A 24,425-nucleotide genomic window follows, 5' to 3' on the forward strand; every position below is an offset into this window, starting at 1 on the left:
CCGGAAGTACCGGAAGTACCGGAAGTACCGGAAGTACCGGAAGTACCGGAAGTACCGGAAGTACCGGAAGTACCGGAAGTGCCGGAAGTGCCGGAAGTGCCGGAAGTGCCGGAAGTGCCTGAAGTGCCTGAAGTGCCTGAAGTGCCTGAAGTGCCTGAAGTGCCTGAAGTGCCTGAAGTGCCTGAAGTACCTGAAGCACCTGAAGCACCTGAAGCACCGAGTGCTGCTGGCTCGCCAGAAGCACAATCGCTGATTGGCGAACCGGGGGAACCGGCGGTCGAAAAGCTGCGGGAATCAGAAGGTGTGGTCGGCTCCAGTGCACTGATCAGTGTCGAGGATGAGCGGGACATCGTGCTTGTCGCCGAGGCAGAGACAAACAGTGCTGACGTCGATAGTGAACACGACGTACAGACAGTTGTGAAGGAAGGCTTTGTAAGGCGCTGGACCCGCAAGGTCGTGTCCTGGGTCAAGAAGGTTTTTCGATGGGGATCTCGCAAGACTGAGTGAACGAACCGTTCGTCTGCAGTATGGATGCCACCTGCCTGAATGGATCGTTGCCCTTGAAGTTCCCGCTAAAACAAGGCTTTGGTGATCCGATGACCCCTTGCATTGTCCTCGCCTTGACAGTAATGCCGTCACGTATTCTGCGTCGAATGCTGCCTGATTCGATCATTGCCCGACCGTTGCGATGGTTCTCCGGCTGTCCACATGGTATGCGACAACGTTCAGTCGATTTTTGCACTTTAACAATCGGTAAGATCCCAGCAAGCATGACGAAATGATGTGAGACCAATATTTTCCTGCGGCTTGCAAAGCGGACGGGCTTTGCAGACAGAAGACAGCGCTCCTCGCTGCCAGACGATGTAACAGGAAATCAGGACAATGAAAAAATCTTTAGTGACCACCGCTGTAGTCGGTGCCTTGAGTTTCGGTTCCAATGCCTACTCTGCGGAAATTCTCAACAAGGATGGCACGAGCTTCGACGTGTACGGCAATCTGCAATTCGCATTCTGGAGTCTGCAGCAGCCTGATGGCAGTGGTGATGTCGATGCCAGCAATGAATTCGGCGACAATGGTTCGACCCTCGGATTCAAGGGCGAGCATTCGGTCAATGACGATCTGACTGCCTATTTCAAGTACGAATTCGAATCCGATGCCGATGAAATCAAGACGGGCAATGGCCTGGATACCGGTGATCAGGCCTATTTCGGTCTGAAAGGAAATTTTGGCGACGGCCGAGTCGGATCCTGGGATGCCTTGATCGATGACTGGGTGCAGGATCCCGTAAGCAACAACGAATTCTTCGACGTGTCCGACTCGAATGGGGCCATACAGGGGATCAGTGGTGTGACGACGCTGGGTGATACATCGACCGATAGAGAAGGGGACAAGTTTCAGTACGTTTCTCCCAGCTTCAGCGGTTTTCGAATTGCGGCCGGGTTTCAGTTCAAGGGAAGCTCGGAGAGCGAGAACATTTCAGATTCGGACAAGGCGGCATTCTTCGGTGGCGCCGAGTACACGACAGGACCGGTTCGCGTTGCCTTCGTTTACGACTCTCTGGACAACTACGATGGCGATGTGACCGGCCGACAGAACCTGGACGCCAACGGCGCTGCAGCAGGCAGCTTTGACGCGGGAGACCAGTTCGGTCTCAGCGTTCAGTACACCGTCAACGACGATCTGCGATTGGCCGTCAAACTGGAACAATACAATTCCGGAGATGATGATTTCGTTGCTGACGAAAGTCGATACGCTCTGGCGGCACGTTATCACTACGGTCAGGGCGATATCTACGGCACCTATCAGTTCGTCGATGTCGGCGATACACAGTTCAGCAATCTGGCTGGCGGTGCTGCAGACGGAAGCGACGATTCCTTCAATGAAGTGGTGGTGGGGACGACCTATGAAATCACGCCAGCGTTGTATACCTATGTCGAAGCGGCATACTACGACAGGGAAGATGACCTGGGTGATGGCATCGCGGTAGGTGCAGCCTACCTGTTCTGATCCAGAGCGAATCCTCGACCATGAGACAGCCTCCCGCCAACAGTGCATTGGTGGGAGGCATCGTGGTGTTATGGGTTACCATCGACTATCTGAACTGGTCACCTGAGGGTTGTCACGATAACCATGAAAAAGATATTGGTATTTGCCGGTAGTTCCCGCAAGGACTCTGTCAACAAGAAGCTGGCCGCTGTCGCCGCCAGTCGTGCTGGCGCCGCCGGTGCGGAAGTCACGCTGCTGGACCTCGCCGATTATCCGGCACCGGTCTACGATGGTGACATCGAAGAACAGGATGGTCTGCCGGCCACCATGCAGTCATTCAAGGCGCTGTGTGCTTCGCATGATGCTCTGATCATCGTCTCGCCGGAATACAATGGATGCATACCACCGTTGTTGGTGAATGTGATGAGCTGGGCATCGCGACCGGAAGGTGATGAGGCATCCTGCGCTGCTTTCAAAGGGAAAAAGGTAGCCATTGCCGCAGCATCACCCGGAGGATTGGGTGGAGTGCGGGTCATACCTCGTTTGCGGGATTTTCTCGCCGAGCTGAGTTTCGAGGTCGTGCCGGGATTTGCAACACTGCCGGGTGCCTACAAGGCCTTCGATGATGAGGGCGAACTCGTGAACGAAACTTCGTCCAGGACGTTGGGAGCTCTGGTGGATCGATTGCTGGCATCCCTGCCTTGAAGAAAGCGCTTCGGGGCGTCGCTCAAAACGCAAGCATGGTGTAATCAGGGTTTTTCCGACCGGTGTTGTCGCGACATCCGTCGCAGTTCCGGCAGTACTCGATCACGCCAGACTGGAGTTGCCTCTTCGAGTTCATGCTCTCGCTGTAGGCTAGTTCAACAGTATGCCAACCGTGGTGAACGACAGTATGGAGACTGTCAGGGCTGCCAGCATCAGCCAGCCATCGTGTACCAGCAGGGCAATGCCGATCATGGCAATGGCTGCCATCGGAGCGGTACTCGCAAAGGGGATGAACTCCAGGGGGGGGACGGTCATCGCCAGCAGAATACAGGCCAGCGCTGCCAGATTGGTAACCGGGGACTGCGTCAGTGACGAGAGTCTCTCGTGCGAAAACCAGCGATCCATGCGGTTGATGGCAGGATCGATTTTCTCCAGTGCCCCGGACAGCTTGCGACTACCCAGTGAGCGATTGCGCAGTATTTTCGGCAGCCAGAGATGGTTGCGCCCCAGGAACATCTGTCCGGCAACCAGTATGACGATGAAGGCCAGAAATGTCGGCACGCCGGGCAGTCCCCCAACGGGGCTGATTTCCAGCGCAGCAGGCACGATCAGAAAGGGCGCGTAACCGCGGTTGCCCAACTTCTCCAGCACACGGCCGATGGAAACCGAGTCATCCTCCTGTGCCAGGTCGTTCAAGGTGCCGGCAATGTCGCTCAGGCGCATGGCTTGATCGTGTGTCTCTGCAGATGTTTCTGATGTATTCACGCGAGTATATTGTCTGAGAGCTGTGGAACTGTCTGTTGCAATTGATACAGACTCCGAAAACACAAAATGGGAAGACGTTGATCATTCTGGAGTGCATGATATCGCCACTGCTCAACAAAAGCTTTCACAATGACGACACCAGACGGAACAGGAATCAGCACGACCATGGGGGCCGGAATCTGGTTGATGCTCGCCGCCTTGTCGATTCTCTGGGGCGGTTCGTTTTTCTTCGTCAGTGTGGCAGTGTCGGCTCTGCCACCACTGACCATCGTGTTGATCAGAGTTGCCCTGGCTGCTGCGGTACTGTGGAGTGTCGTGATGCTCATGCGCGTGCCGCTACCCGGGTCATTCGCTGCATGGCTGGCGCTGCTGATCATGGGGATACTCAATAACGTCATACCGTTCACGCTGATAGTCTGGGGACAGACGCATATCGAGTCGGGACTGGCATCCATACTCAATGCCACGACACCGCTGTTCGGTGTCCTGCTGGCCGGTCTGCTGCTCAGCGACGAGCGATTCACCAGGATGAAGCTGCTGGGTGTCTTCTTCGGCTTCAGTGGCACCGTCGTCATGATCGGTCCCTCGGCCTTGCAAGGTCTGGGAGCGGACACACTGGCGCAGCTGGCAATAGTCGGTGCAGCTCTGTCCTATGGGCTGGCCAGCGTGTTCGGGCGACGCTTCAAGGGCATGGGTATCAGTCCGGTGATGGCGGCAACGGGGCAGGTGAGCCTGTCGACACTGCTACTGCTGCCGCTGGTATTGTATGTCGACCGGCCGCTGTCATTGCCGATGCCTTCAGTGACTGTCTGGTTGGCACTGATTGCTCTGGCGGTGCTGTCAACGGCGCTGGCCTATATCCTGTATTTTCGCATCCTGGCTTCGGCGGGTGCGTCAAACCTTTTGCTGGTGACGTTTCTGATCCCGGTATCTGCCATATTTCTGGGCTACAGCTTCCTGCACGAGCGACTGGAATCAGCGCATTTTCTGGGCATGCTGCTGATCGGTGTCGGGTTGTCTGCCATCGATGGACGACTCTGGCGGCTGCGCCGGCGAAAAACCCGGCGCAGCGCGTCCTGACGTTTGCGGCTGAGGTCAGCGGTTGTTGCGGTAACGTTCGATGGTCTGCAAGGAAAACTGCTGCATGTCGTCGCCAGCCACCCATGCCGCGTGCCAGGCAGCGATTTCCCGGAGACATTGGTCGAGTCCCCAGACCGGATTCCAGCCCAGCTGTTGCCGGGCCCTTGAGCAATCGAGTTTCAGGTGCTGGGCTTCGTGAGGTTGGGCTGCGGTTTCACGGCGCCACTGGGTCGAGCTGTTGCATTCCCGAATCAACTGTTCGACGATCCAGGATACGCTGCGAGCATCGGCGTCATGCGGACCGAAATTCCAGGCCTGGGCCCAGCGATCACCTTCCTGGTAGAGTTTTTCGGCCAGCATCAGATAGCCTGCCAATGGCTCGAGAACATGCTGCCAGGGACGTATGGCTTCCGGGTTGCGCAGCACCAGATCCTGGTTGCCGGCAATGGAATCGAGCAGATCGGGAACCAGGCGGTCCCTGGCCCAGTCACCGCCACCGATGACATTGCCGGCACGGGCGGTGGCCAGGGCACAACGTCGCTCGTCCTCACCGCCTTCCCCCATGAAGGACAGGCGCCATGATTGAGCGACCAGTTCGGTGCAGGCCTTGCTGGCGCTGTAAGGATCATGGCCGCCGAGAGCTTCGTTTTCGCGGTAGCCCCAGTCCCATTCCCGGTTCAGATAGCACTTGTCGGTAGTGACGACAAGCACAGCCTTGACCGTTTCACAGCGACGTACCGCTTCGAGCACATTGATGGTGCCCATGACATTGGTGTCGAAGGTTGTTACCGGATCCCTGAACGATTCCCTGACCAGAGGCTGCGCTGCCAGGTGCAGCACGATCTCGGGCCGCGCCGCCTGCATGGACTGTTCAAGCTGATCACGATCGCGGATATCGGCGATGGTCGAATCCAGCAGATCGTCGACACGTGCCAGCTGATACAGGCTCGGATCGGTGTCAGGTGCCAGTGCATAACCGTGAACACGGGCTCCCAGTGACGACAGCCAGAGGGCCAGCCAGCTCCCCTTGAACCCGGTGTGGCCGGTAAGCAGGACGCGTCGTCCCTTCCAGAAGGTATCGTTCATGATCGCAAGCTCATAGTAGCGGCCATTGTGCGTCCTTGTCGGACATGTGTTGCACGGGTACAGGCCACTGGATGTTCAGGGCCGGGTCGTTGTAGCGCAAGCCCCGTTCACACTCGGGGGTGTAATAACCCGACACCAGGTACATGACCTCGGAATCATCCTCCAGTGTCTGAAATCCGTGGGCAAAGTTTGCAGGCACGAACAGGGCGCGACGGTTCTCGGCGCTCAGCTCCACCGCAATATGCTGGCGATAGGTCGGAGAGGACTCGCGCATGTCGACGATGACATCGACGATGGCCCCGCGTGTGCAGCGGACCAGCTTTGTCTCCAGAGCCGGCGCCACCTGATAATGCATGCCGCGCAGAGTGCCCTTGTTCACATTGAACGACACATTGGCCTGCACCACGTCGCTGTTCATCCCCAGCTGCTCGAACTCTTGACGGCAGAAGGAGCGGGCAAAGAATCCGCGCTCGTCTTCCAGCCGCTGAAGATCGACGATCATCGCACCTTCCAGTGCTGTCGGTGTGAACTGCATGATCTACCAGACCTTCCAGGGGGCGGCTCTGTCGTGCCACAGTGACTCGAGGTACTGTTTGTCACGCAGGGTATCCATCGGCTGCCAGAATCCCTTGTGCTTGTAGGCGCTGAGCTTGCCCTGGTGTGCAATGCCACTGAGAGGCTGCTGTTCCCAGGAGATCTCGTCACCGTCGATGAAATCGATGGCCTCAGGCTCCACGGCAAAGTAGCCGCCGTTGATCCAGGCGCCGTCGCCTTCGGGTTTTTCCAGAAACTGCGTGACCTTGGTCTGCGATTCTCCCAGCGCCAGCGCACCGAAGCGTCCCGGAGGCTGGACAGCCGTGAGGGTGACGAGGGAGTCATCCTGCCGGTGAGCGGCCAGCAGTTCATCGATATTGACGTTGCTGACGCCATCGCCGTATGTCAGCAGAAAGGTGTCGTCGCCGATATAGGGTCTGGCGCGCTTGATGCGTCCGCCGGTCATGGTGGATTCGCCGGTATCCACCAGTGTGACCTTCCAGGGTTCCCGCACCGGATCCAGCAGTTTCATCGAGCCATCGTTCAGGTCGATCTCCACTGATGAGGCGCGCATGGCATAGTTGGCAAAGAAGTCCTTGATAATGTGGCCCTTGTAACCACACAGCACCACGAACTCGTGCACACCGAAGTGCGAGTACGTTTTCATGATGTGCCAGATGATCGGCATGCCACCGATTTCCACCATGGGTTTGGGGCGAATGTTGGTTTCCTCGCTGATGCGAGTTCCCAGCCCACCGGCGAGAATGACTGCTTTCACTATGCTCTAAGCCTGTTTGTTGAAGAATCGTTCGTTTTGCTGGTCACGCAGCTGATCCACCAGCCGGCCTTGCGGCAGGCGCACATCGTCCAGTGTCAGGCAGGTGTCACGTGGCAGATCTCGCAACAGCACGGCACCTTCGGCCAGGCCGATGGGCAGCAGTCTGTCGGCGTGTACGACATCAGCGTTTTCACATTGACCATAAGTCATGTAGTGCCCGATGCCATCGATGGTTTCTCCGGCTTTCAGATCGCGTTTGGCGGTGGCAATGACATCCACGCAGGGACCAAAGGTTGGTGCAATTGCGGCATCGTCGAACAGCACGGCCCGGGCGATGGTGTTGTGGACCTCGAAATGACACAGATGGTAGGGGGTGTAGAAGGCGTACAGCGGTCCGGTACCCAGTTTGTAGAGTTCGAGCAGATGCTGCTGCGCCGGATCGTCGTGGGTGCCGAGTACGAATACGCCGGGTGCAGGACTGGCGCCGACCACGTAATCCACGATGCCGGTAGGGTGCTGCGTCAGATCGAGCGGATACCAGTTGCCGGCATCATTGATGTGCTCGCCATTGTCCACGGTAGGGCCGAACATGCCACGTTGGCCAACCCGCATGCCGGTGGCATTGGCAACCAGTGCCTGTTCGAAGGAAATCTTGGAGCCATCGGCAAAGGAGGTGACCATCGGTGCGCTCTGCTTCCAGCGCTCGGCAAAGGCTTGTTGAGTGGTCGGAGTACGATACGGGTCCTGCAGGCCCTTGATATTGCCGCACAGCACCGGTTTGACGCCGATACCCTTGACGAAACGGTAGAGATTCATCAGCACGCCGGGTTGATCGCCATCGACATTGGTCAGCACCACACCAGCCTTGTCGGCATGGGTTTTCAGAATCGGCCCGACCGTGCTGTCCAACTCTGCATTCATCATGACGACATGCTTGCCATGGGCGATGGCATCCATGACCACATGCGCACCGAATTCCACGGCGCCGGTGATCTCCACGATGACGTCGAGATGGGGACAGGCACACAGCAGGTGCGGATCTTCCATGATGCAGTGTTTGCCGGCAAGCACTGCATCATCCAGCGTTTGCTGATGAGTGGCCGTGATCAGGTCCAGCACCTCTGCCTCGTTGTAGAGGCGCCGTGCTCCGTCAACATGCCGGTTGCTGACGCCGGCCAGGTGAAAGCCGGGGCAGTACTTCAACAATTGCAGCGCCACACCGCGAGCCATGGCGCCTGCGCCGACGATGCCAACGCGTATGGGCTGGCCTGCATCGGCACGCCGCTGCAGAGCTGTATCGAGGATTATCAAGGTTCAGATTCGCTTTAAAAGTACGTAGACGGCACCGGTGCCGCCATCGTTCATTCGGGCCGAGCAAAAGGCCAGGACCTGCCGATTGCGTTGCAGCCACTGATTGACGGCCGGTTTCAGACGTGGCGCGCGTTCGGCATTCTTGCGTCCCTTGCCATGGATGACACGGACGCAGAGATGCCGGCGCTCCTGCGCGGCGTGCAGGAAGTCGGCGAGTTCCTGACGGGCTTCATTGACCGTCAGGCCGTGCAGATCGATCTCCGACTGCACCGAATAGCGGCCACTCTTGAGTTTCTTCAGCACCGATCGCTGTACGCCTGGCTGGGTATACGACAGATGCTCGCCGGTCTCGAGCAGGTCGTACTCGCTCAGATCATCAAGCAGAGACTGCATCACGGAACGATCGTCCTGCTCGGTATGTCTGAGCAGAGGACGCTGTGGTCGTTTTTCGTCTTCAACCCGGTCGTTGTTCACCGAGCGCACTTCTCCAACGGCCTCGCGGAACATGGCCATGTCGTCGTCGCTGACTGTTTTTTTTGCGCTCACACCCCCATTATACGGGGTCTGTGAGTAGGCTGGCAGACAAACCAATTTCAGGGGAGAGACTTGTGGCACGAAAGGTAGAGAAATCACTTGAAGAATGGGCCAGAACGTTAACGCCCACGCAGTTCCGGGTAACCCGGCAAAAGGGGACCGAAGCACCGTTTACCGGTGAATACGACGGCCACAAGGCCGATGGCACCTATGTGTGCATCTGTTGTGGAGAGCCATTGTTCGAGTCCGAGCACAAGTTCGATTCCGGCTGCGGCTGGCCCAGTTTCTATCAGCCGGCCAAGGAGGAGGTCATCGAGGAAGAGGCGGACAATTCAATGGGCATGCAACGCACCGAGGTCATGTGTGATGCCTGCGGTGCACACCTGGGGCATGTGTTTCCCGATGGCCCGCCAGACAAGACCGGCTTGCGTTATTGCATCAACTCGGCGTCGCTGGATTTCAAGGAGCGCAAGTGAGCATGAGAGTCTCTGTATGGACAGGGGCCTTGAGCCTTTCTCTGGCGTTGTTCGCATCCAGCACACTGGCTGCGGAACCACTGCTGGATGATGTCGACCGGGCGCTGCCGACATTCGATCTGGCGTCGGTCGGCGACGGGCAGTGGCAGGCGGAGCGTCTGCTGGGCAAGCCGTGGGTCATCAATTTCTGGGCAACCTGGTGTCCACCCTGCGTCGAGGAGATTCCGTCGATGAATGCCGCCTGGCAAGCGCTCGAGTCTGAGGGTGTGGGCATGCTCGCCATCAACGCCGGGGAAGGTCAGGAGGCCGTCGATGCCTTCCTGAAGAAGATTCCCATCGATTTTCCGACGCTGCTTGGCGATGTCAACAGCCTGAACAACTGGTCAGTCATGGCCCTGCCTACGACGTTGATCGTCAATTCTCAAGGCCAGGTGGTGCATGAAGCATTGGGTCCCCGGGAATGGGATGATCCCGTTCTGCTTGAGAAGGTGCTCGAGCTGCGCGAATCGACTGACGACGCCGCATCTGTCGAGACATCGAACTGAGCTCAGCGGCTGCTGACACCGGCAACGTCGATGTTCGCTCGAATCGACGGCTGCCGGGATAGTCAACGGCTACTCGCCGCCTTGTCGACTCAGACCAGGTTGGCCCGATGTTCCACCAGACCGTCTACCACGCCGGGGTCGGCCAGCGTCGAGATATCACCCAGCGTCGAGACGTCATTCTCGGCAATCTTGCGCAGGATACGACGCATGATCTTGCCCGAGCGTGTCTTGGGCAAGCCCGGTGCCCACTGCAGCAGATCGGGGGTGGCAATCGGGCCGATTTCCGACCGGACGTGTCTGACCAGTTCGGCTTTCAGTTCCTCACTGGGTTCGGCATTGTTCATGAGGGTGACATAGGCATAAATGCCCTGACCCTTGATATCGTGCGGATAACCCACGACCGCGGCTTCGGCGACGGCTTCATGCAGCACCAGGGCACTTTCGATTTCTGCGGTTCCCAGACGATGCCCGGAAACGTTCAGCACATCATCCACACGACCAGTGATCCAGTAGTAACCGTCCTCATCGCGACGTGCCCCATCACCGGTGAAATAGTAGCCCGGATACATGGAAAAGTAGGTGTCGCGGAAGCGTTCGTGATTGCCGTAGACCGTGCGCATCATGCCGGGCCAGGGCCTGGCAATGACCAGATTGCCACTGGTCGCCCCCTCCAGAACATTGCCCTCCTCATCCACCAGTGTCGGCTCGACACCGAAAAACGGCTTGGCTGCCGAACCCGGTTTGAGCGCTGTGGCGCCGGGCAGAGGGGTGATCAGAATGCCACCGGTTTCTGTCTGCCACCAGGTGTCGACGACCGGGCAACGTGAGTCGCCCACCACGCGGTAGTACCATTCCCAGGCTTCCGGGTTGATGGGTTCACCCACGCTGCCGAGCAGTCGCAGGGAGCTTCTGTCGACAGAGGTGACGGCCTCATCGCCCTGCGCCATGAGCGCACGGATCGCAGTGGGTGCAGTGTAGAAGGTGTTGACCTTGTGTTTCTCGATGACCTGCCAGAAGCGGCTGACGGTAGGGTAGGTGGGCACACCTTCGAACATGAGTGTGGTGGCACCATTGGCCAGCGGACCATAGACTATGTAGGAATGGCCGGTTACCCAGCCGACGTCGGCCGAACACCAGTAGACCTCGCCGTCCTGGTAATCGAACACGTATTTGTGCGTCGCCGCGGCATACAGGATGTAGCCGCCACTGGTGTGCAGGACACCCTTGGGGGTACCGGTGGAGCCGGATGTGTACAGGATGAACAGTGGATCTTCAGCGTCCATCTCCACGGCCGGGCAATCATTGGAGGCGCCGGAAATCAGTTCGTGATACCACAGATCGCGGCCATCCTTCCATTCGATGTCATCGCCGCCACGCTTGACGACCACCATGCGCTTGACGCAGTCGCTCTGCTCGCAGGCGATGTCGGCATTGGCCTTGAGCGGCAGCTTGCGTCCACCGCGCAGGCCTTGATCGGCCGTGATGATGAGCGAGCAGTTTGCATCCTTGATGCGATCCTTGAGCGCATCGGGCGAGAAGCCGCCGAAGACGATGGAATGAATGGCACCGATACGTGCACAGGAGAGCATGGCCACGGCCGCTTCCGGGATCATGGGCATGTAGATGCAGACGCGATCGCCTTTCTTGATTCCGATACCTTTCAGGGCATTGGAAAAACGGCTGACCTCGTCGTGCAGCTCGCCATAGGTGATTTCACGTGACTCGGAAGGATCATCGCCTTCCCAGATGATGGCCGTCTGGTCGGCCCTTTTCTCCAGATGTCGATCCAGGCAGTTGTAGGCCACATTGAGTTTGGCACCGTTGAACCAGCGAATGTCCCCCTTGTGGAAATCCCACTCCTGGACGGTGTCCCAGGGCTTGAACCAGTCGATGAACTCCTCAGCCTGCTCGGCCCAGAATCCATCGGAATCTTCGATGGAGTGGGCATACATCTCCTCGTAGCGATCCTCATTCACATGAGCAGAATCCGCCAGTTCGGAAGGAACAGGGTAGATATGATCTGTCGACATACGCAGGTCTTGCTTTAAGGCTGATGTCGGCAGTGTACCCTTCAGCGAGAATGAGTCAAACAAAGTGAATGTGGTAAATCCAAGTCCCTCAGGAGCTTGAAATCACTCACAGTTTGCTGTAGTCCCCGAGAGTCAGTCGTCAACCGGGCAGTTCTTCGGCAGAGCTGCGCGGCAAGTCCATCCTGGTACGCCTCTCCCACAGGGCCTTGCGGCTGATCCCCAGTCTGGCGGCCAGTTCGGTCTCGGACAGATGCATCTGGTTGCGAATCACGAAATACCGAAAGTACTCGTCGAGACTCATGTTGCGTTCACTCAGGGCGCCTTCACCCAGCCCCAGGTTGTCGCTGCTGATGGTGTTGCCGCTGGCCAGAAACACCGCGCGGCTGATCACATTGTCCAGTTCAGCCACATTGCCGGGCCAGTCATTGGCACGCAGCACCGCTTCGGCATCGGCGCTCAATTTCTTTCGCGGGAAACCCTGACGACGTTCCATGGTGCGCAACTGTTGCTGCGCGAGAGGCAGAATGTCGTCTCGGCGCTGTCGCAATGGCGGGACGGCGCACTGATCATGCACGAACAGGTTGCCCAGCTGCGGCACCAGCTGTCCACTGGCCAGCAGGGTTTCGATCGACTCGAGACCGATCGTGATGATCTTGACGTTGATGGAGCGTCGATGACTGCTGCCTGGCAGGTCGACGGCCCCCTGTTCCAGTACTTCTGCCAGCCTTTCCTGAGACTCGGTAGACAGGTTCTCCGGGTGGCGAAGCACCAGAGTGCCATTGTGGGCCGCCTGCAACAGTCCACCACGTGGCAGTTCATCCAGTGGAACCTCGCCGCTGTTGCCCAACAGAGCCATGGCATCGGAGCTGGCCGTATCGGCGCCGACGTCAGCCACGACGAAGGGCGCATCGCAGCGACTGCTGTTGGCGTGAACGAGGCGTGCCAGGCGTTCTCGATCGGTACCTCGTTCGCCGTGCAGGTGCAGGAAGGGCTGAACGTCCTTGCGGTCTTCCAGCTGGCTCAGCATGTCATCCAGTGCCGTGCCCTTGAGGGGTTGCTGGCAGGGCTGTATGCGCTGCACATCCAGGCGCAGGGCGCGATTCTGCGCCTGCATCAGGTTCTGCATCAGAGCTCGTTGAATGACCATCAGCAGCTCGTCATGATCAAACGGTTTGGCGATGTAGTCGATGGCCCCATGGCGCATCGCATCGACGGCAGAGCGTACGCTGGCAAAGCTGGTCATGATGATCACCGGTACCGGATCGGCCAGTGGAATGACGCTGGTGCCCTCGTCACCGGGCAATCGCAGGTCTGCGAGGATCAGATCGAAGGAGCGAGGCTGGGCGGCAATGGCCTGCTCAACGGTAGTGGCTGTCTCGACGATGAAATGATTACGCTCAAGCAAACGGCGCAAGGCCTTGAGAATGACTTCTTCATCTTCTACGAGCAGCAGTCTTTTCATGAATCACTGTCATAAAGGGGTAGAGTCACTATCATACGCGTGCCCTGTTCGCTGTCGCCGATACGCAATCGACCATTGTGGTTTGTCACGATGCTGTATGCCAGCGACAGGCCCAGGCCGGTCCCCTGGCCGACGGGCTTGGTGGTGAAGAACGGCTCGAACACGTGATCGCGGATTTCCGGCGGTACACCGCTGCCCTGATCAATGGTTTCGACCACCAGCATGGCATCCTGAATGGTGCCCTGAATGATGATGCTGGATCCTGCCGGTGAGGCGTGGCAGGCATTGTTGATGAGGTTGACGAACACCTGCATCAGCAGATTCGAATCGCCGTTGACCAGGACCGAATCTGGCAGACTCATCTCGATGTTCAGCTGGCGCGTGTCGGGTGACAGGCTGACCAGGCGCACGGCTTCTCGAATGCAGTCGCTGACATCCACCGCCTCGTAGGGCTTTTCCGCGACGGCATCGGCATGCGAGAAAGTCAGCAGAGAGCGCAGGATCGAGTTGATTCGGGCAACCTGGGTGAGGATGTCATCGGTCTGTTCCCGAACCAGCGGTTCCTGATCGCTGTTATCGATATCGTCAGGCAGGTTCTGCGCGATGCTGGCGATGCCGGTCAGCGGATTGCCGATCTCGTGGGCAACACCGGCCGCCAGTCGTCCGATGGAGGCCAGTCTCTCATTGTGTGCCAGCTCGGCTTCGAGCTTGTCCAGGTCGGTGCGATCTTCCATCAGTATGACCTGGCCGGGCAGGGCGTCGGCGGACATGCCGATATCGGCACCCAGATCGGCCTTGTGCAGGTTCACGGTGGTCGGGCGATCGCCCGGGAACGCCTTGCGGCGGAACTGGTGATCGTCGCTGGAGCGGGCAAAGTCTGCCAGCAACGGTCCCCAGGGGGCCTCGAGCTGATCCAGCGACTTGTCATAGGCGTCGCGTTCAGCGATGCCGGTCAGCGTCTGCATGGCCGAGTTCCAGATATAGATCTGCCCGTTGGCGGATATGGAGCACACGCCCAGTGGCAGTTGTCTGAGCACATCCTGCAGATACTGTCGCAGGTCATCCAGCTGCTTGGTCAGACCACGCATCTGTTCACGCGATGTCTGCAACCGGCGTTCGAGCATGCGGGCATCGGGTGTGTTGCTCAGCAGGCCGTCATGACTGCCCGGCTGCCGGCGCAGTATCTCGCGCGCCAGGGTCGGACCCAGAAGGCCGGTCAGATTGCGTTCCAGACGTTCATGCAGGACACGCAGTTCGGAGCGGCGTGTCTCCTTCTTGCCGATCCCGGTCTCCTGCAGCGCCCGGGCTATCTCGTCGCGAGCCACTTCGCTGCCCAGGGCCTGGCGCAGGGCATAGCGATAATGCACGACCGATTGCGCGATCGTGGCGCCCGAAGCCAGCCCTGCATAGGCATTGCTGGCCTGTGATGCGGCAATTTCATCCTCGGAGGGCCGACTCAGCAGTGAGCCCAGCACGAACAGCAGGCAGTTGATGCTGAGAGTTGCCGTTGTGGTCAGGGTCCAGATGTCCGTGTCCGGGGCCAGCCACTGCACCGGGTCGAAGCGGTTGACCATCAGCGGCAGGATCAGCAGGAAGAACCAGACCAGAGCACCCCCACTCAAGCCGGCAATGAAACCGGCCTGCGTGGCACGAGCCCAGAACAGCAAGCCGATGATTCCCGGCAACAGCTGTGCGGCGGCGACGAAGGAAATCAGTCCGAGACTTGCCAGACCTTCCTGCAGCTCGATGATGATGTAGAAGCCATAGCCTGCCGCGATGATCGCGGCAATCACCAGACGCCGGCCCCACAGCAGGCGCCGGTAGAAATCACGGGGGCGGTTGACAGACAGGGCCGCCGGCAGCAGGAAGTGGTTCATGCACATCGAGGACAGCGCCAGCGTGGTGACGATCATCATGGCGCTGGCAGCCGACAGACCACCGAGAAAGACCAGGATGGCCAGCCATTCGCGCCCCAGAGTCAGCGTCATGCCCAGTACGTAGAAGTCCGCTTCCATGGACAATGACAGATAGCGTCCGGCAAACAGGATGGGAATGATCGGCAGGTTCAGGATCAGCAGGTATAGCGGAAACAGCCAGTAGGCGGTATTCAGGTGCTTCGGGTTTTCATTCTCGGTAAAGGTCATGTGGTACTGGCGCGGCAGCGTGAAGGCGGCGCAGAACGACAGCAGCAGCAGAGTTGGCCACAGTCCGGCAGTGGCCGGTGCGTACAACTCGGCGACCATGCCCGGCTGGCTGTCCGCCCAGCGGCTCATCGCCAGAGGCGACTCGAACACCTGGGTGACGGCGAACAGGCCGGCCACCACCATGGCGATCAGCTTGATGGCAGACTCGAAGGCAATGGCCACCACCAGACCGTGGTGTTTTTCACGTGGCGTCAGGTGGCGGGCACCGAACAGGATGGCAAAGCCGGTGATCCCGGCGCAGAAAGCCAGTGCCAGCAGATTGGGGGGCGCTCTCTGGCTCAGTACCTGAATGGATTCGGTGACGGCCCTGATCTGCAATGAGATATAGGGCAGAATGCCGAACAGCATGAACAGGGTGACGGCAAAGCCGGTGGCCCGGCCGCCATAGCGAAATGCCAGCAGATCGGCCAGCGAGGTCAGCTGATGTTCCCGACACAGACGCAGCAGTGGACGCAGCAGATAGGGACCGAGTATGAAGGCACCGGTCAGACCGAGATAGATATTGAGAAATGCATAGCCGCTGGTATCGGCCAGGCCGACGCTGCCGTAGTAGGTCCATGAGGTGGCGTAGACACCCAGTGACAGCGAGTAGATCAGTGGCGAGCGTATCAGCCGGTCAGGGAGCCAGCCTCGTTCCGTACACCAGGCAATGACGAACAGCAGGCCGAGGTAGCTCAGCGCAATGACGAACAGAAACGCAAGGTCAATCCCCACGGTCGAGGTTCCGTTTCTGGCGATGCTGGTTCAGTGCCAGCAGGGCAATGATCAGCAGCCATGGCAGGTACATGGCATACCAGGGCAGTGACAGGGTTGACCACCATTGCCTGAGCGGTGAGTTGACCAGAAACAGCGCCAGCAGGAATATCAGCAGGCTGTGATCGGTGGGCAGAGGGCGCTGGTTCACACGCTCATTTGCCGGGTGCGCGGTACGCGGCTCATCTGCCAGGCAGGTATGGCCTGTTGCCAGAAATCGGTCACGGTGCCGATGTCTGTCAATGTCTGCTGACCGAGCAGTTGCCAGGTGCGTTGCAGGATTTCCAGCGGGTCGGATTCGTCGACAGGAGGAGCCAGGGAATGCTTGCTCAGCTTGTCGCCATTGGCGTCCAGTGCAACCGGGACATGTGCATAGTCCGGTGGTGTCAGATCCAGTGCCTTGATGATGCCCAATTGCGCTCCGGTGCCTGTCAGAAGATCGGCGCCTCGGACCACATGCGTGACCTCGTCGGCATCGTCCACGGCACAGGCCAGTGCGTAGGACACCAGGCCATCGCGGCGCCAGACGATACTATCGCCAACATCGCGGCTCAGGTCAAATTCCTGCAGCCCCTGAACCGCATCGTGAAACGCGACCTGGCCGACGAGTCGCACACGCAGGGCATGATCGGCGACCGGGAAGGCCTCGATCCGGTTGGCGCGACAATGACCGGGGTAGATTTCACCGCGAGGCAGGCTCTTGCGACTGCACTGACAGGCGAAAACCAGACCCTTGTCGATCAGGCTCTGCAGGGCAGTCTGGTAGAGGTCGAGGCGGCTGCCTTGCCATCGTATCGGGCCATCCCATTCAAAGCCCAGAGCTTCCAGCGTTCTGCGGATGGCATCGGCCGATCCGGGCATGGAGCGTGGCCCATCGATATCATCAATGCGCAATTGCCAGAGACCCCGGCGGCTGCGAATGTCGCAGTAACTGGCCAGGGCGGCCAGCAGGGAGCCCAGATGCAGCAATCCGGTAGGCGAGGGGGCAAATCGACCTACCGCCCGAGCCGTCAGATCGTCATTCCGACAGCCCGGGGTTGGTGTGTCGCAGATCAGGCAGTCTGCCGCTCTCGAATCTCTTCGAGCGTCTTGCAGTCAATGCACAATTCTGCTGTTGGACGAGCTTCAAGCCGGTTGACACCGATCTCGATGCCACAGGTCTGGCAATAGCCGTATTCATCGTCGTCGATGCGCTTCTGGGCTTCGTTGATCTTCTTGATCAGCTTGCGCTCACGATCCCTGGTACGCAGTTCCAGGCTGAACTCTTCTTCCTGAGTGGCGCGATCGTTGGGGTCGGGAAAGTTGGTGGCATCGTCTTTCATGTGGCCCACGGTACGGTCCACTTCTTCCATCAGCTGTTGCTTCCACTCCGCCAGCTTCTGACTGAAATGGGCCAGCTGCTCGGCGTCCATGTAGTGGCCATTGCCACGCTCGTAGGGCACAACGGTGGATTTGCTGGTGGTTTCCAGTTCTCCGTTGTCTCCATCATTCTCGTCGTAATCCATATCATTCGGAGCCGTTGATGCAGAGGTGGTTTTCTTTGTCTTGGATACTGGCACTGTCTTCTTTGAACCCTTCGTTGAGGATGATGTTTCTTCCGCTGACCCGGTAGCGCTGTCGATCGCTTGATCCGGCTCCGCAGGAGTCGCGGATTTTTCGACGGCGCCTTTTTCGCCTGTCGTCTTCTTGCTGGCCGTTTTCCCGGCAGTGCTTTTCTTCGCAGCCTTCTTCTTGCTGGATGCCTTTTTCTTGCTGGATACCTTTTTCTTGGATGACTTGCTGTCGGCTGAAGTGGACAAGATCGTGTTCTCCGTGGAATCCTTACTCGGCGTTCGTACTACCGCTGTGCTTCCGTGAATTCGAAGTGCCAGCTGCACGACTGCCAGAAACTGCACTTGACGTATCGTTTACCGTTTGACGACATGCACCTGTCAGGAAATTCGCAGCGCTGCGTTTTACCAGTAATAAACCAGAAAAGCAACTTGTGTCCATGTAATATTCACTGTTCTGATGTGTTACCAGACTTCACGATAGCGCTGATTTCTCCTTTTGAGAAGCGTGCACTGATTTCATCGCCTGGCGCGAGACTGGAGGCCTGCGTCACCAGTTTTCCCTTCGCCATTACCAGTGCATAACCTCGGTCCAGAACGGCAAGCGGGCTAACCCCGTGCAGGGCTCGTGCCAACAATTCGAAGCGCGAGCGGGCGAACGTCTGGCGACTTGACATGGCCACGTTCAGGCGTGAGTCCAGTGCCTGCCAGCGCGCCTGGTGCCGAGTCAGCTGCATGGCGGGGGAATGAGCGTCCAGACTGGCCCGCAGACCCTGCAAACGGGACTGATGACGCTGCAGTCGTGACTGCCAGGCTCTGGCCAGGCGCATTTCCAGTTCGTCGGCCCGTTGCAGCTGTTCGTTCAGCCGGCGTTGCGGATGTCGCAGTTGCAGTCGCGCCACCTGCTGTGACAGGCGTTGCTGGCTGCTGCCGAGTCTGCCCAGTGCTGCACGATGCAGGCGGCGGGTGGTCGAGCTCAGACGGTGTTGCAGGCTGCTGGTGTCGGGGGTGGCCAGTTCGGCAGCGGCCGAGGGTGTCGGTGCGCGCAGATCGGCAACCAGATCACTGATACTGATGTCCACCTCATGGCCGATGCCGGCGACGACGGGAATCCGGCTGTTCCTGATGGCTTCGGCGACGGCTACCTCGTTGAAGGCCCAGAGATCCTCCAGCGAGCCACCACCACGCACCAGCAGCAGGACATCGGTCTCGGCGCGACGGTTGGCGGTTTGCAACGCTCTGACAATGGCCGGGGCCGCACTGGCACCCTGGGTCAGCGTCGGGTAGATGATGATATCGGCCTGCCGGTAACGTCGCGCCAGCACGTGCAGCACATCGCGCAGCGCCGCGCCGGTGGGGGAGGTGACCACGCCGATGGTCTGCGGCAGTGCCGGCAAGGGCTGTTTGTTTTCCTGGTCGAACCAGCCGCGCTTGTCGAGCTCTCGTTTGGTGGCCTCGAAGGCGGCCTGCAGTTTTCCGGCGCCCGCCGGTTCCATGTGTTCGACAATCAGTTGGTAGTCGCCACGAGCGGCATACAGGCCGAGCTTGCCGCGAACCACCACGGCATCGCCGCTCTCTGGCCGAAAATCCAGAAATCGATTGCGTCCCTTGAACATGGCGCAGCGAATCTGCGCCTGACTGTCCTTCAGGGAAAAATAGTAGTGACCACTCGACGGGCGACTGAAATTTGACAGCTCTCCCTGTAGCCAGAGCGTGCCAAAGCCCGATTCCAGTAGCTTCTGCACCTCCTGGTTGAGGCGACTGACTGTATAAATCTTTTTATCCACAAGGTTAAGCATACACCGGCAGAGCTCGTAATCACTGTATACTTCGCCCGCATCCTGTCTCTGCTCAAGGTTGCTTTTCGATGCTGGTCTCCCAGGAAGCTCTCACTTTCGACGATGTACTGCTGACTCCCCGACATTCGCAGGTTCTGCCGCGCGATGTCGACCTGTCAACCCAACTCACCCGGTCACTGCGACTCAACATTCCGTTGCTCTCAGCGGCAATGGATACCGTCACCGAATCACCGCTGGCAATAGCGTTGGCGCAGGAAGGCGGTATCGGTATCATTCACAAGAATCTGTCCATCGAGCGTCAGGCGATGGAAGTGTCACGAGTGAAGAAGCACGAAAGCGGTGTCGTGACCGAACCCATCACCATTTCACCCTCTACCACCATCCGTCAAGTGATGGACATGATTGCCCAGCATGGCATCTCCGGCTTGCCGGTTGTCGAGGGGCAGACGCTGGCCGGTATCGTCACACAGCGCGACCTGCGCTTCGAGACTCGACTGGATCAACCGGTCTCGGCCATCATGACACCGCGCGATCGGCTGGTCACCGTGCATGAAGATGCGCCTCGCAGCGAAGCTATCGAGCAGTTGCACAAGCACCGTATCGAAAAGGTGCTGGTGGTCAATGACAACTTCGAACTGCGCGGCATGATCACGGTCAAGGACATCCGCAAGGCGCAGGACTTTCCCAATGCCTGCAAGGACACACAGGGCCGTTTGCTGGCAGGGGCTGCCGTGGGTACGGGGGCCGATACCGATGAGCGGGTTGCTCAACTGGTGCAGGCAGGTGTGGATGTACTGATTGTCGACACCGCTCATGGCCATTCCCAGGGCGTGCTGGACCGGGTTGCCTGGATCAAGGAAAACTTTTCTTCCGTACAGGTCATCGGCGGCAATATTGCCACTGCCGAGGCGGCTACCGATCTTGTGGCACGCGGCGCTGACGGCGTGAAAGTGGGTATCGGTCCGGGCTCGATCTGCACCACGCGCATTGTGGCCGGTGTGGGTGTACCGCAGATCACTGCCATTCACAATGTGGCGACCGCTCTGGCGGATACCGATGTGCCACTGATTGCCGATGGCGGCATTCGTTTCTCCGGTGACATGGCCAAGGCCATTGCCGCGGGTGCCTCGTCGGTCATGGTCGGCAGCATGTTTGCCGGTACCGAGGAAGCGCCGGGTGAGGTCGTGTTGTATCAGGGGCGCTCCTACAAGTCCTATCGTGGCATGGGTTCGGTTGGTGCGATGCGCGCCGGTTCCAGTGATCGCTATTTTCAGGATGACGAGGATGTGGAAGACAAGCTGGTGCCCGAAGGCATCGAAGGTCGTGTGCCCTACAAGGGCCCCATGTCCGCCATCGTGCATCAGATGGTCGGCGGTGTGCGTTCCAGTATGGGTTACTGTGGCGCGCCCGATATCGCCAGCATGAAACGTGACGCCACCTTCGTGCGGGTCACTGGTGCCGGCATGCGCGAGAGCCATGTGCACGATGTGCAGATGACCAAAGAAGCCCCCAACTACCGGATCAGCTGATTGCCATGACCGACTTGCACGATCAACGAATACTGGTTCTCGACTTCGGTGGGCAGACCACTCAGCTGATAGCGCGGCGTGTTCGCGAATCCGGAGTCTATTGCGAGATTCATCCCTGGGACATCAGCGACCAGGTGGTCAGGGAGTTCCAGCCAAGAGGTGTGATCCTGTCGGGTGGACCGGAGTCTGTCATTCAGGAAGGCTCACCGACCATCCCGTCAGCCGTGCTGGGGCTGGATGTACCCATTCTGGGCATCTGCTATGGCATGCAGGCCATGGTGCATCAGTTGGGTGGTGAGGTACAGGCACAGGCGGCTCACAGTGAATTCGGCCACGCACGTGTCACACTGCAGGACAGGGCTCGTCTGTTCGACGGTTTACAGGATCACTCCAGCGATGGCAAGGCGCAGCTGGATGTCTGGATGAGTCACGGGGACAGGGTCGAGCAGTTGCCGGAAGGGTTCACGCTGATCGGCACCAGTGCCAATGCACCCGGTGCCATCATCGCCAATGAAGCCGCGGGCCGCTACGGTATCCAGTTTCACCCGGAGGTTACCCACACGACTCAGGGGGCGGAGATTCTGCGTCGATTCGTGCTGGATATCTGCCAGTGTGATGGCCTGTGGACGCCGGACAACATCATCGACGATGCCGTGGCGCGAGTGCAGGAAACGGTGGGCGCGGATGAAGTGATACTGGCATTGTCCGGTGGTGTTGATTCCTCGGTGGTCGCTGCCCTGCTGCACAAGGCAATCGGCAAGCAGCTGACCTGCGTGTTCGTGGACAACGGGCTGCTGCGTCTGCACGAAGGCGATCAGGTCATGCAGACCTTTGCCGATAACATGGGCGTACATGTCATCCGGGTCAACGCCCAGGATCGATTCATGGAGGCACTGGCTGGCGTGACCGATCCGGAAGCCAAGCGCAAGATCATCGGCAATCTGTTTGTCGAAATCTTCGAGGAAGAGGCGGCGAAGCTGAAGAATGCCAAGTGGCTGGCGCAGGGCACCATCTACCCCGATGTCATCGAATCGGCAGCGAGCACCTCCGGCAGCGCGCATCTGATCAAGTCGCATCACAATGTCGGTGGATTGCCGAGCGAAATGCGCCTCAAGCTGGTCGAACCACTGCGCGAGCTGTTCAAGGATGAGGTGCGCACCATCGGGGTCGATCTCGGCCTGCCACCGATCATGGTGCAGCGTCACCCGTTTCCGGGGCCGGGTCTTGGCGTGCGTATTCTAGGTGAAGTGAAGAAGGAATATGCCGATATCCTGCGCGAAGCCGATGCCATTTTCATCAACGCCCTGTTGCGTCATGATCTGTACAACAAGGTGTCACAGGCCTTCACCGTCTTCCTGCCGATCAAGTCCGTGGGTGTCACCGGTGATGGGCGTCGCTACGACTACGTGGTGGCTCTGCGGGCCGTCGAGACCATCGACTTCATGACGGCCAGGGCTGCGCAGTTGCCGTGGGACTTTCTCGATGAGGTATCCCGCACCATCTGCAATTCCATTCCGCGTATCTCCCGGGTGACCTACGACATTTCGAGCAAGCCGCCCGCGACGATCGAGTGGGAGTAGTGTGTGGTCGCGTCGTTCTGCCCGAAGAAAACGGGCCGGACGGCGTGTCTTGCGTATTCGTTCGGCTGTCTGGCGGGCTCGGTATAGTGAGTGTATTGCCTCTGGACGACACAGACTGTTGATCTGGTGGTGAGCACTGTCGATGATGATGGCGGGCAGCCTGATAACCAATTCGACGTCGCAGGTGGCCCGGATGGCACGGATGGTGGATTACCAGCGTTATCTATACGCCGCGGGATCTCGATGGAGACGTTGCTCATGAACCATGTGGAGTTCGTACCGACTTCGATTCAGCACACTGTGCCGGATGAGAAGGCTGCGGATATGATTCACATGCAGCCACGCTCTGATGCAGGTCCTGTTACATCACCCTGGATGATGACGTGCCAGGGGCAGATCCGGAAGGGGACGTGAGCACCGGGCTGGGTGTGAGGCTGCTCGATTGCATCGAGTGGCAATCATCCTTTGCCGCGTCTGTTGACAATCATCAGCGCGATCATGCTGAATCGGCGTTGTAAACCTGGCCGTGGACAAGCGAATGAAAAGAGAACGAACCAGCACCATGAACACCATCAGATGGGCCGTTTTGCTCGGCGCTGTACAGATCGTAGTTGGCTGTGCATCCGGGAAGGCGCCGACAGGCAGCGTCGAGAGCGTCAGTCTGCCGGAGCCGGCCTTGTCGACAAGCGGCAAGATCGAACCGGTTGCGCAGAGAGTGGATGAGGACAAAGACCGCGACGGAATCGCCGATATCGGCGACCGGTGCCTGGATACCACCTCCGGCGCTCTGGTGGATTCCTCAGGTTGTGAAATTGTCACAGGGGTGATCGAAGGGCTGAAATTCGAGCCCAATGAATCGGACCTGTCGGTCGAATCCCGCCTGATTCTGAGCAAGATGGTCGATGCGCTGCTGCGATATCCGGATACAATGATCACGGTGGAAGGCCATACGGACAACCGCGGCTCGGCCGCAGACAATCTGGAACTGTCCAAACAGCGCGTGTTGTCGGTCGTGCGTTACATGGTGTCGCAGGGGATGTCTCCCGATCGCATCAAGCCTTTTGGCTACGGTGAAAGCCGCCCTCGGGCCGCCAATGCAACCGCCGAGGGCAGGGAACAGAACCGCAGAATCGAGATCAACATGGTGGAAGGCTTGCTGTAGCCGAATAAGCTAGGCAAAATGCGCCTGCAGACTCCCAGGACAACATGATCATCCTTACTTCATCCCCCAGACGATCGGTACAGGCATTAGTCGTATTGTGCTCAGTGCTGTTTCTCCATGCGTGCGCGAGTACGCCAGCTGCCAATGATCACGCACTTGTGCCTGATACGCCGCCGCCCGCCGACGATATCGCCCGAGGTGATACCGATGACCAGCAGGTGGCGCAACTGTGGTCGGCGGCCGAAAAGGCTCGTCAGTCCGGACAGGACGCTCTGGCCCTGAAACTGGTGTACGAAGCACTGGATGTCAGTCCGCAGAATCCACTGCTGTGGAGTCGTGCGGCCGAGCTGCAACTGGATGCTCTGGAGGCGGCTCTGGCGGAGAGTTATGCGTCCAAGTCCAATGCCTTCGCCAGTCCGGACGACAGAACCCTGCTGTATCGCAACTGGCTCATCATCGAACAGGCTCGTCAGGTCCGAGGTGATCTGCTGGGTGTCAGGAGCGCGCACAGGAAAGTGCAAGAATACCAATACCGATAAGAGACAGGCTGCCGATG

Annotated in this window: 23 protein-coding genes; 10 read left to right on the forward strand and 13 right to left on the reverse strand. The window is 58.8% G+C overall.

Annotated elements, in window-relative coordinates:
* From ACUNV4_RS03740 to ACUNV4_RS03750, 3 genes are all read left to right on the forward strand, one after another.
* A partial coding sequence (locus ACUNV4_RS03740) for a hypothetical protein (RefSeq protein WP_430877154.1) occupies window positions 1–507 on the forward strand: 507 nt, incomplete at its 5' end.
* 375 nt (window positions 508–882) lie between these two features.
* Window positions 883–2,007, forward strand: coding sequence for a porin (locus ACUNV4_RS03745; protein WP_430877155.1), 1,125 nt, complete (start codon window positions 883–885; stop codon window positions 2,005–2,007).
* A 123-nt stretch (window positions 2,008–2,130) separates the two neighbouring features.
* Window positions 2,131–2,691: an NADPH-dependent FMN reductase gene (locus ACUNV4_RS03750; protein WP_430877156.1), complete on the forward strand. Its 561-nt coding sequence runs from the start codon at window positions 2,131–2,133 to the stop codon at window positions 2,689–2,691.
* A 150-nt stretch (window positions 2,692–2,841) separates the two neighbouring features.
* On the opposite strand, the gene ACUNV4_RS03755 is transcribed toward ACUNV4_RS03750, so the two are convergent.
* Window positions 2,842–3,456 (reverse strand): exopolysaccharide biosynthesis protein, encoded by a 615-nt coding sequence (locus ACUNV4_RS03755; protein WP_430877157.1) that lies wholly within the window; start codon window positions 3,454–3,456, stop codon window positions 2,842–2,844.
* Window positions 3,457–3,585: 129 nt separating this feature from the next.
* On the opposite strand from ACUNV4_RS03755, the gene ACUNV4_RS03760 reads away from it, so the two are divergent.
* Window positions 3,586–4,536, forward strand: a complete 951-nt coding sequence (locus ACUNV4_RS03760; RefSeq protein WP_430877158.1) for a DMT family transporter — start codon at window positions 3,586–3,588, stop codon at window positions 4,534–4,536.
* Window positions 4,537–4,551: 15 nt separating this feature from the next.
* On the opposite strand, the gene rfbG is transcribed toward ACUNV4_RS03760, so the two are convergent.
* From rfbG to ACUNV4_RS03785, 5 genes are read right to left on the reverse strand one after another with little or no spacing between them, the layout of a single operon-like run.
* On the reverse strand, window positions 4,552–5,622 hold the full coding sequence (gene rfbG, locus ACUNV4_RS03765; RefSeq protein ID WP_430877159.1) for a CDP-glucose 4,6-dehydratase: 1,071 nt from the start codon (window positions 5,620–5,622) through the stop codon (window positions 4,552–4,554).
* Window positions 5,623–5,632: 10 nt separating this feature from the next.
* Entirely contained in the window at window positions 5,633–6,157 is a 525-nt protein-coding gene (gene rfbC / locus ACUNV4_RS03770) for a dTDP-4-dehydrorhamnose 3,5-epimerase (protein WP_430877160.1), read from the reverse strand.
* 3 nt (window positions 6,158–6,160) lie between these two features.
* A complete protein-coding gene (gene rfbF, locus ACUNV4_RS03775) occupies window positions 6,161–6,934 on the reverse strand; it encodes a glucose-1-phosphate cytidylyltransferase (RefSeq protein WP_430877161.1) in 774 nt (257 codons plus the stop codon).
* Between the two features lie 6 nt (window positions 6,935–6,940).
* Window positions 6,941–8,245: an NAD(P)H-dependent oxidoreductase gene (locus tag ACUNV4_RS03780; RefSeq protein ID WP_430877162.1), complete on the reverse strand. Its 1,305-nt coding sequence runs from the start codon at window positions 8,243–8,245 to the stop codon at window positions 6,941–6,943.
* Window positions 8,246–8,248: 3 nt separating this feature from the next.
* Window positions 8,249–8,791 (reverse strand): Smr/MutS family protein, encoded by a 543-nt coding sequence (locus tag ACUNV4_RS03785; protein ID WP_430877163.1) that lies wholly within the window; start codon window positions 8,789–8,791, stop codon window positions 8,249–8,251.
* Between the two features lie 62 nt (window positions 8,792–8,853).
* Here ACUNV4_RS03785 and msrB point away from each other — a divergent pair, with 62 nt between their 5' ends.
* Together msrB and ACUNV4_RS03795 are read left to right on the forward strand one after the other, a co-directional pair.
* A complete protein-coding gene (gene msrB, locus ACUNV4_RS03790; protein WP_430877164.1) occupies window positions 8,854–9,255 on the forward strand; it encodes a peptide-methionine (R)-S-oxide reductase MsrB in 402 nt (133 codons plus the stop codon).
* Between the two features lie 2 nt (window positions 9,256–9,257).
* On the forward strand, window positions 9,258–9,800 hold the full coding sequence (locus ACUNV4_RS03795; protein ID WP_430877165.1) for a TlpA family protein disulfide reductase: 543 nt from the start codon (window positions 9,258–9,260) through the stop codon (window positions 9,798–9,800).
* A gap of 89 nt (window positions 9,801–9,889) precedes the next feature.
* Here the strand turns inward: ACUNV4_RS03795 and acs are convergent, their stop codons facing one another.
* From acs to xseA, 7 genes are all read right to left on the reverse strand, one after another.
* Entirely contained in the window at window positions 9,890–11,830 is a 1,941-nt protein-coding gene (gene acs, locus ACUNV4_RS03800) for an acetate--CoA ligase (RefSeq protein WP_430877166.1), read from the reverse strand.
* A gap of 139 nt (window positions 11,831–11,969) precedes the next feature.
* Window positions 11,970–13,292, reverse strand: a complete 1,323-nt coding sequence (locus ACUNV4_RS03805; RefSeq protein ID WP_430877167.1) for a sigma-54-dependent transcriptional regulator — start codon at window positions 13,290–13,292, stop codon at window positions 11,970–11,972.
* Window positions 13,289–16,210 (reverse strand): ATP-binding protein, encoded by a 2,922-nt coding sequence (locus ACUNV4_RS03810; protein ID WP_430877168.1) that lies wholly within the window; start codon window positions 16,208–16,210, stop codon window positions 13,289–13,291. The genes ACUNV4_RS03805 and ACUNV4_RS03810 overlap by 4 nt, the downstream gene beginning before the upstream one ends.
* Window positions 16,200–16,400, reverse strand: coding sequence for a UTP--glucose-1-phosphate uridylyltransferase (locus ACUNV4_RS03815; protein ID WP_430877169.1), 201 nt, complete (start codon window positions 16,398–16,400; stop codon window positions 16,200–16,202). The genes ACUNV4_RS03810 and ACUNV4_RS03815 overlap by 11 nt, the downstream gene beginning before the upstream one ends.
* The gene (gene gluQRS / locus ACUNV4_RS03820; RefSeq protein ID WP_430877403.1) at window positions 16,397–17,344 is read right to left on the reverse strand and encodes a tRNA glutamyl-Q(34) synthetase GluQRS; all 948 of its coding nucleotides are present in this window, start codon (window positions 17,342–17,344) and stop codon (window positions 16,397–16,399) included. The genes ACUNV4_RS03815 and gluQRS overlap by 4 nt, the downstream gene beginning before the upstream one ends.
* On the reverse strand, window positions 17,302–17,754 hold the full coding sequence (gene dksA / locus ACUNV4_RS03825; RefSeq protein WP_430877404.1) for an RNA polymerase-binding protein DksA: 453 nt from the start codon (window positions 17,752–17,754) through the stop codon (window positions 17,302–17,304). The genes gluQRS and dksA overlap by 43 nt, the downstream gene beginning before the upstream one ends.
* Before the next feature lie 494 nt (window positions 17,755–18,248).
* Window positions 18,249–19,586 carry an exodeoxyribonuclease VII large subunit gene (xseA, locus tag ACUNV4_RS03830; RefSeq protein WP_430877170.1) on the reverse strand — a complete coding sequence of 446 codons (1,338 nt, stop codon included), beginning with the start codon at window positions 19,584–19,586 and terminating at the stop codon, window positions 18,249–18,251.
* Between the two features lie 80 nt (window positions 19,587–19,666).
* Between xseA and guaB the strand changes: the two genes are divergently transcribed.
* From guaB to ACUNV4_RS03850, 4 genes are all read left to right on the forward strand, one after another.
* Window positions 19,667–21,127 carry an IMP dehydrogenase gene (gene guaB, locus ACUNV4_RS03835; RefSeq protein WP_430877171.1) on the forward strand — a complete coding sequence of 487 codons (1,461 nt, stop codon included), beginning with the start codon at window positions 19,667–19,669 and terminating at the stop codon, window positions 21,125–21,127.
* Window positions 21,128–21,132: 5 nt separating this feature from the next.
* Window positions 21,133–22,707, forward strand: coding sequence for a glutamine-hydrolyzing GMP synthase (gene guaA / locus ACUNV4_RS03840; protein WP_430877172.1), 1,575 nt, complete (start codon window positions 21,133–21,135; stop codon window positions 22,705–22,707).
* A 562-nt stretch (window positions 22,708–23,269) separates the two neighbouring features.
* Window positions 23,270–23,869 carry an OmpA family protein gene (locus ACUNV4_RS03845; RefSeq protein ID WP_430877173.1) on the forward strand — a complete coding sequence of 200 codons (600 nt, stop codon included), beginning with the start codon at window positions 23,270–23,272 and terminating at the stop codon, window positions 23,867–23,869.
* 158 nt (window positions 23,870–24,027) lie between these two features.
* Window positions 24,028–24,408, forward strand: coding sequence for a hypothetical protein (locus ACUNV4_RS03850; protein ID WP_430877174.1), 381 nt, complete (start codon window positions 24,028–24,030; stop codon window positions 24,406–24,408).
* The last annotated feature ends 17 nt before the right edge of the window (window positions 24,409–24,425 follow it).

Source organism: Granulosicoccus sp. 3-233 (assembly GCF_052681095.1).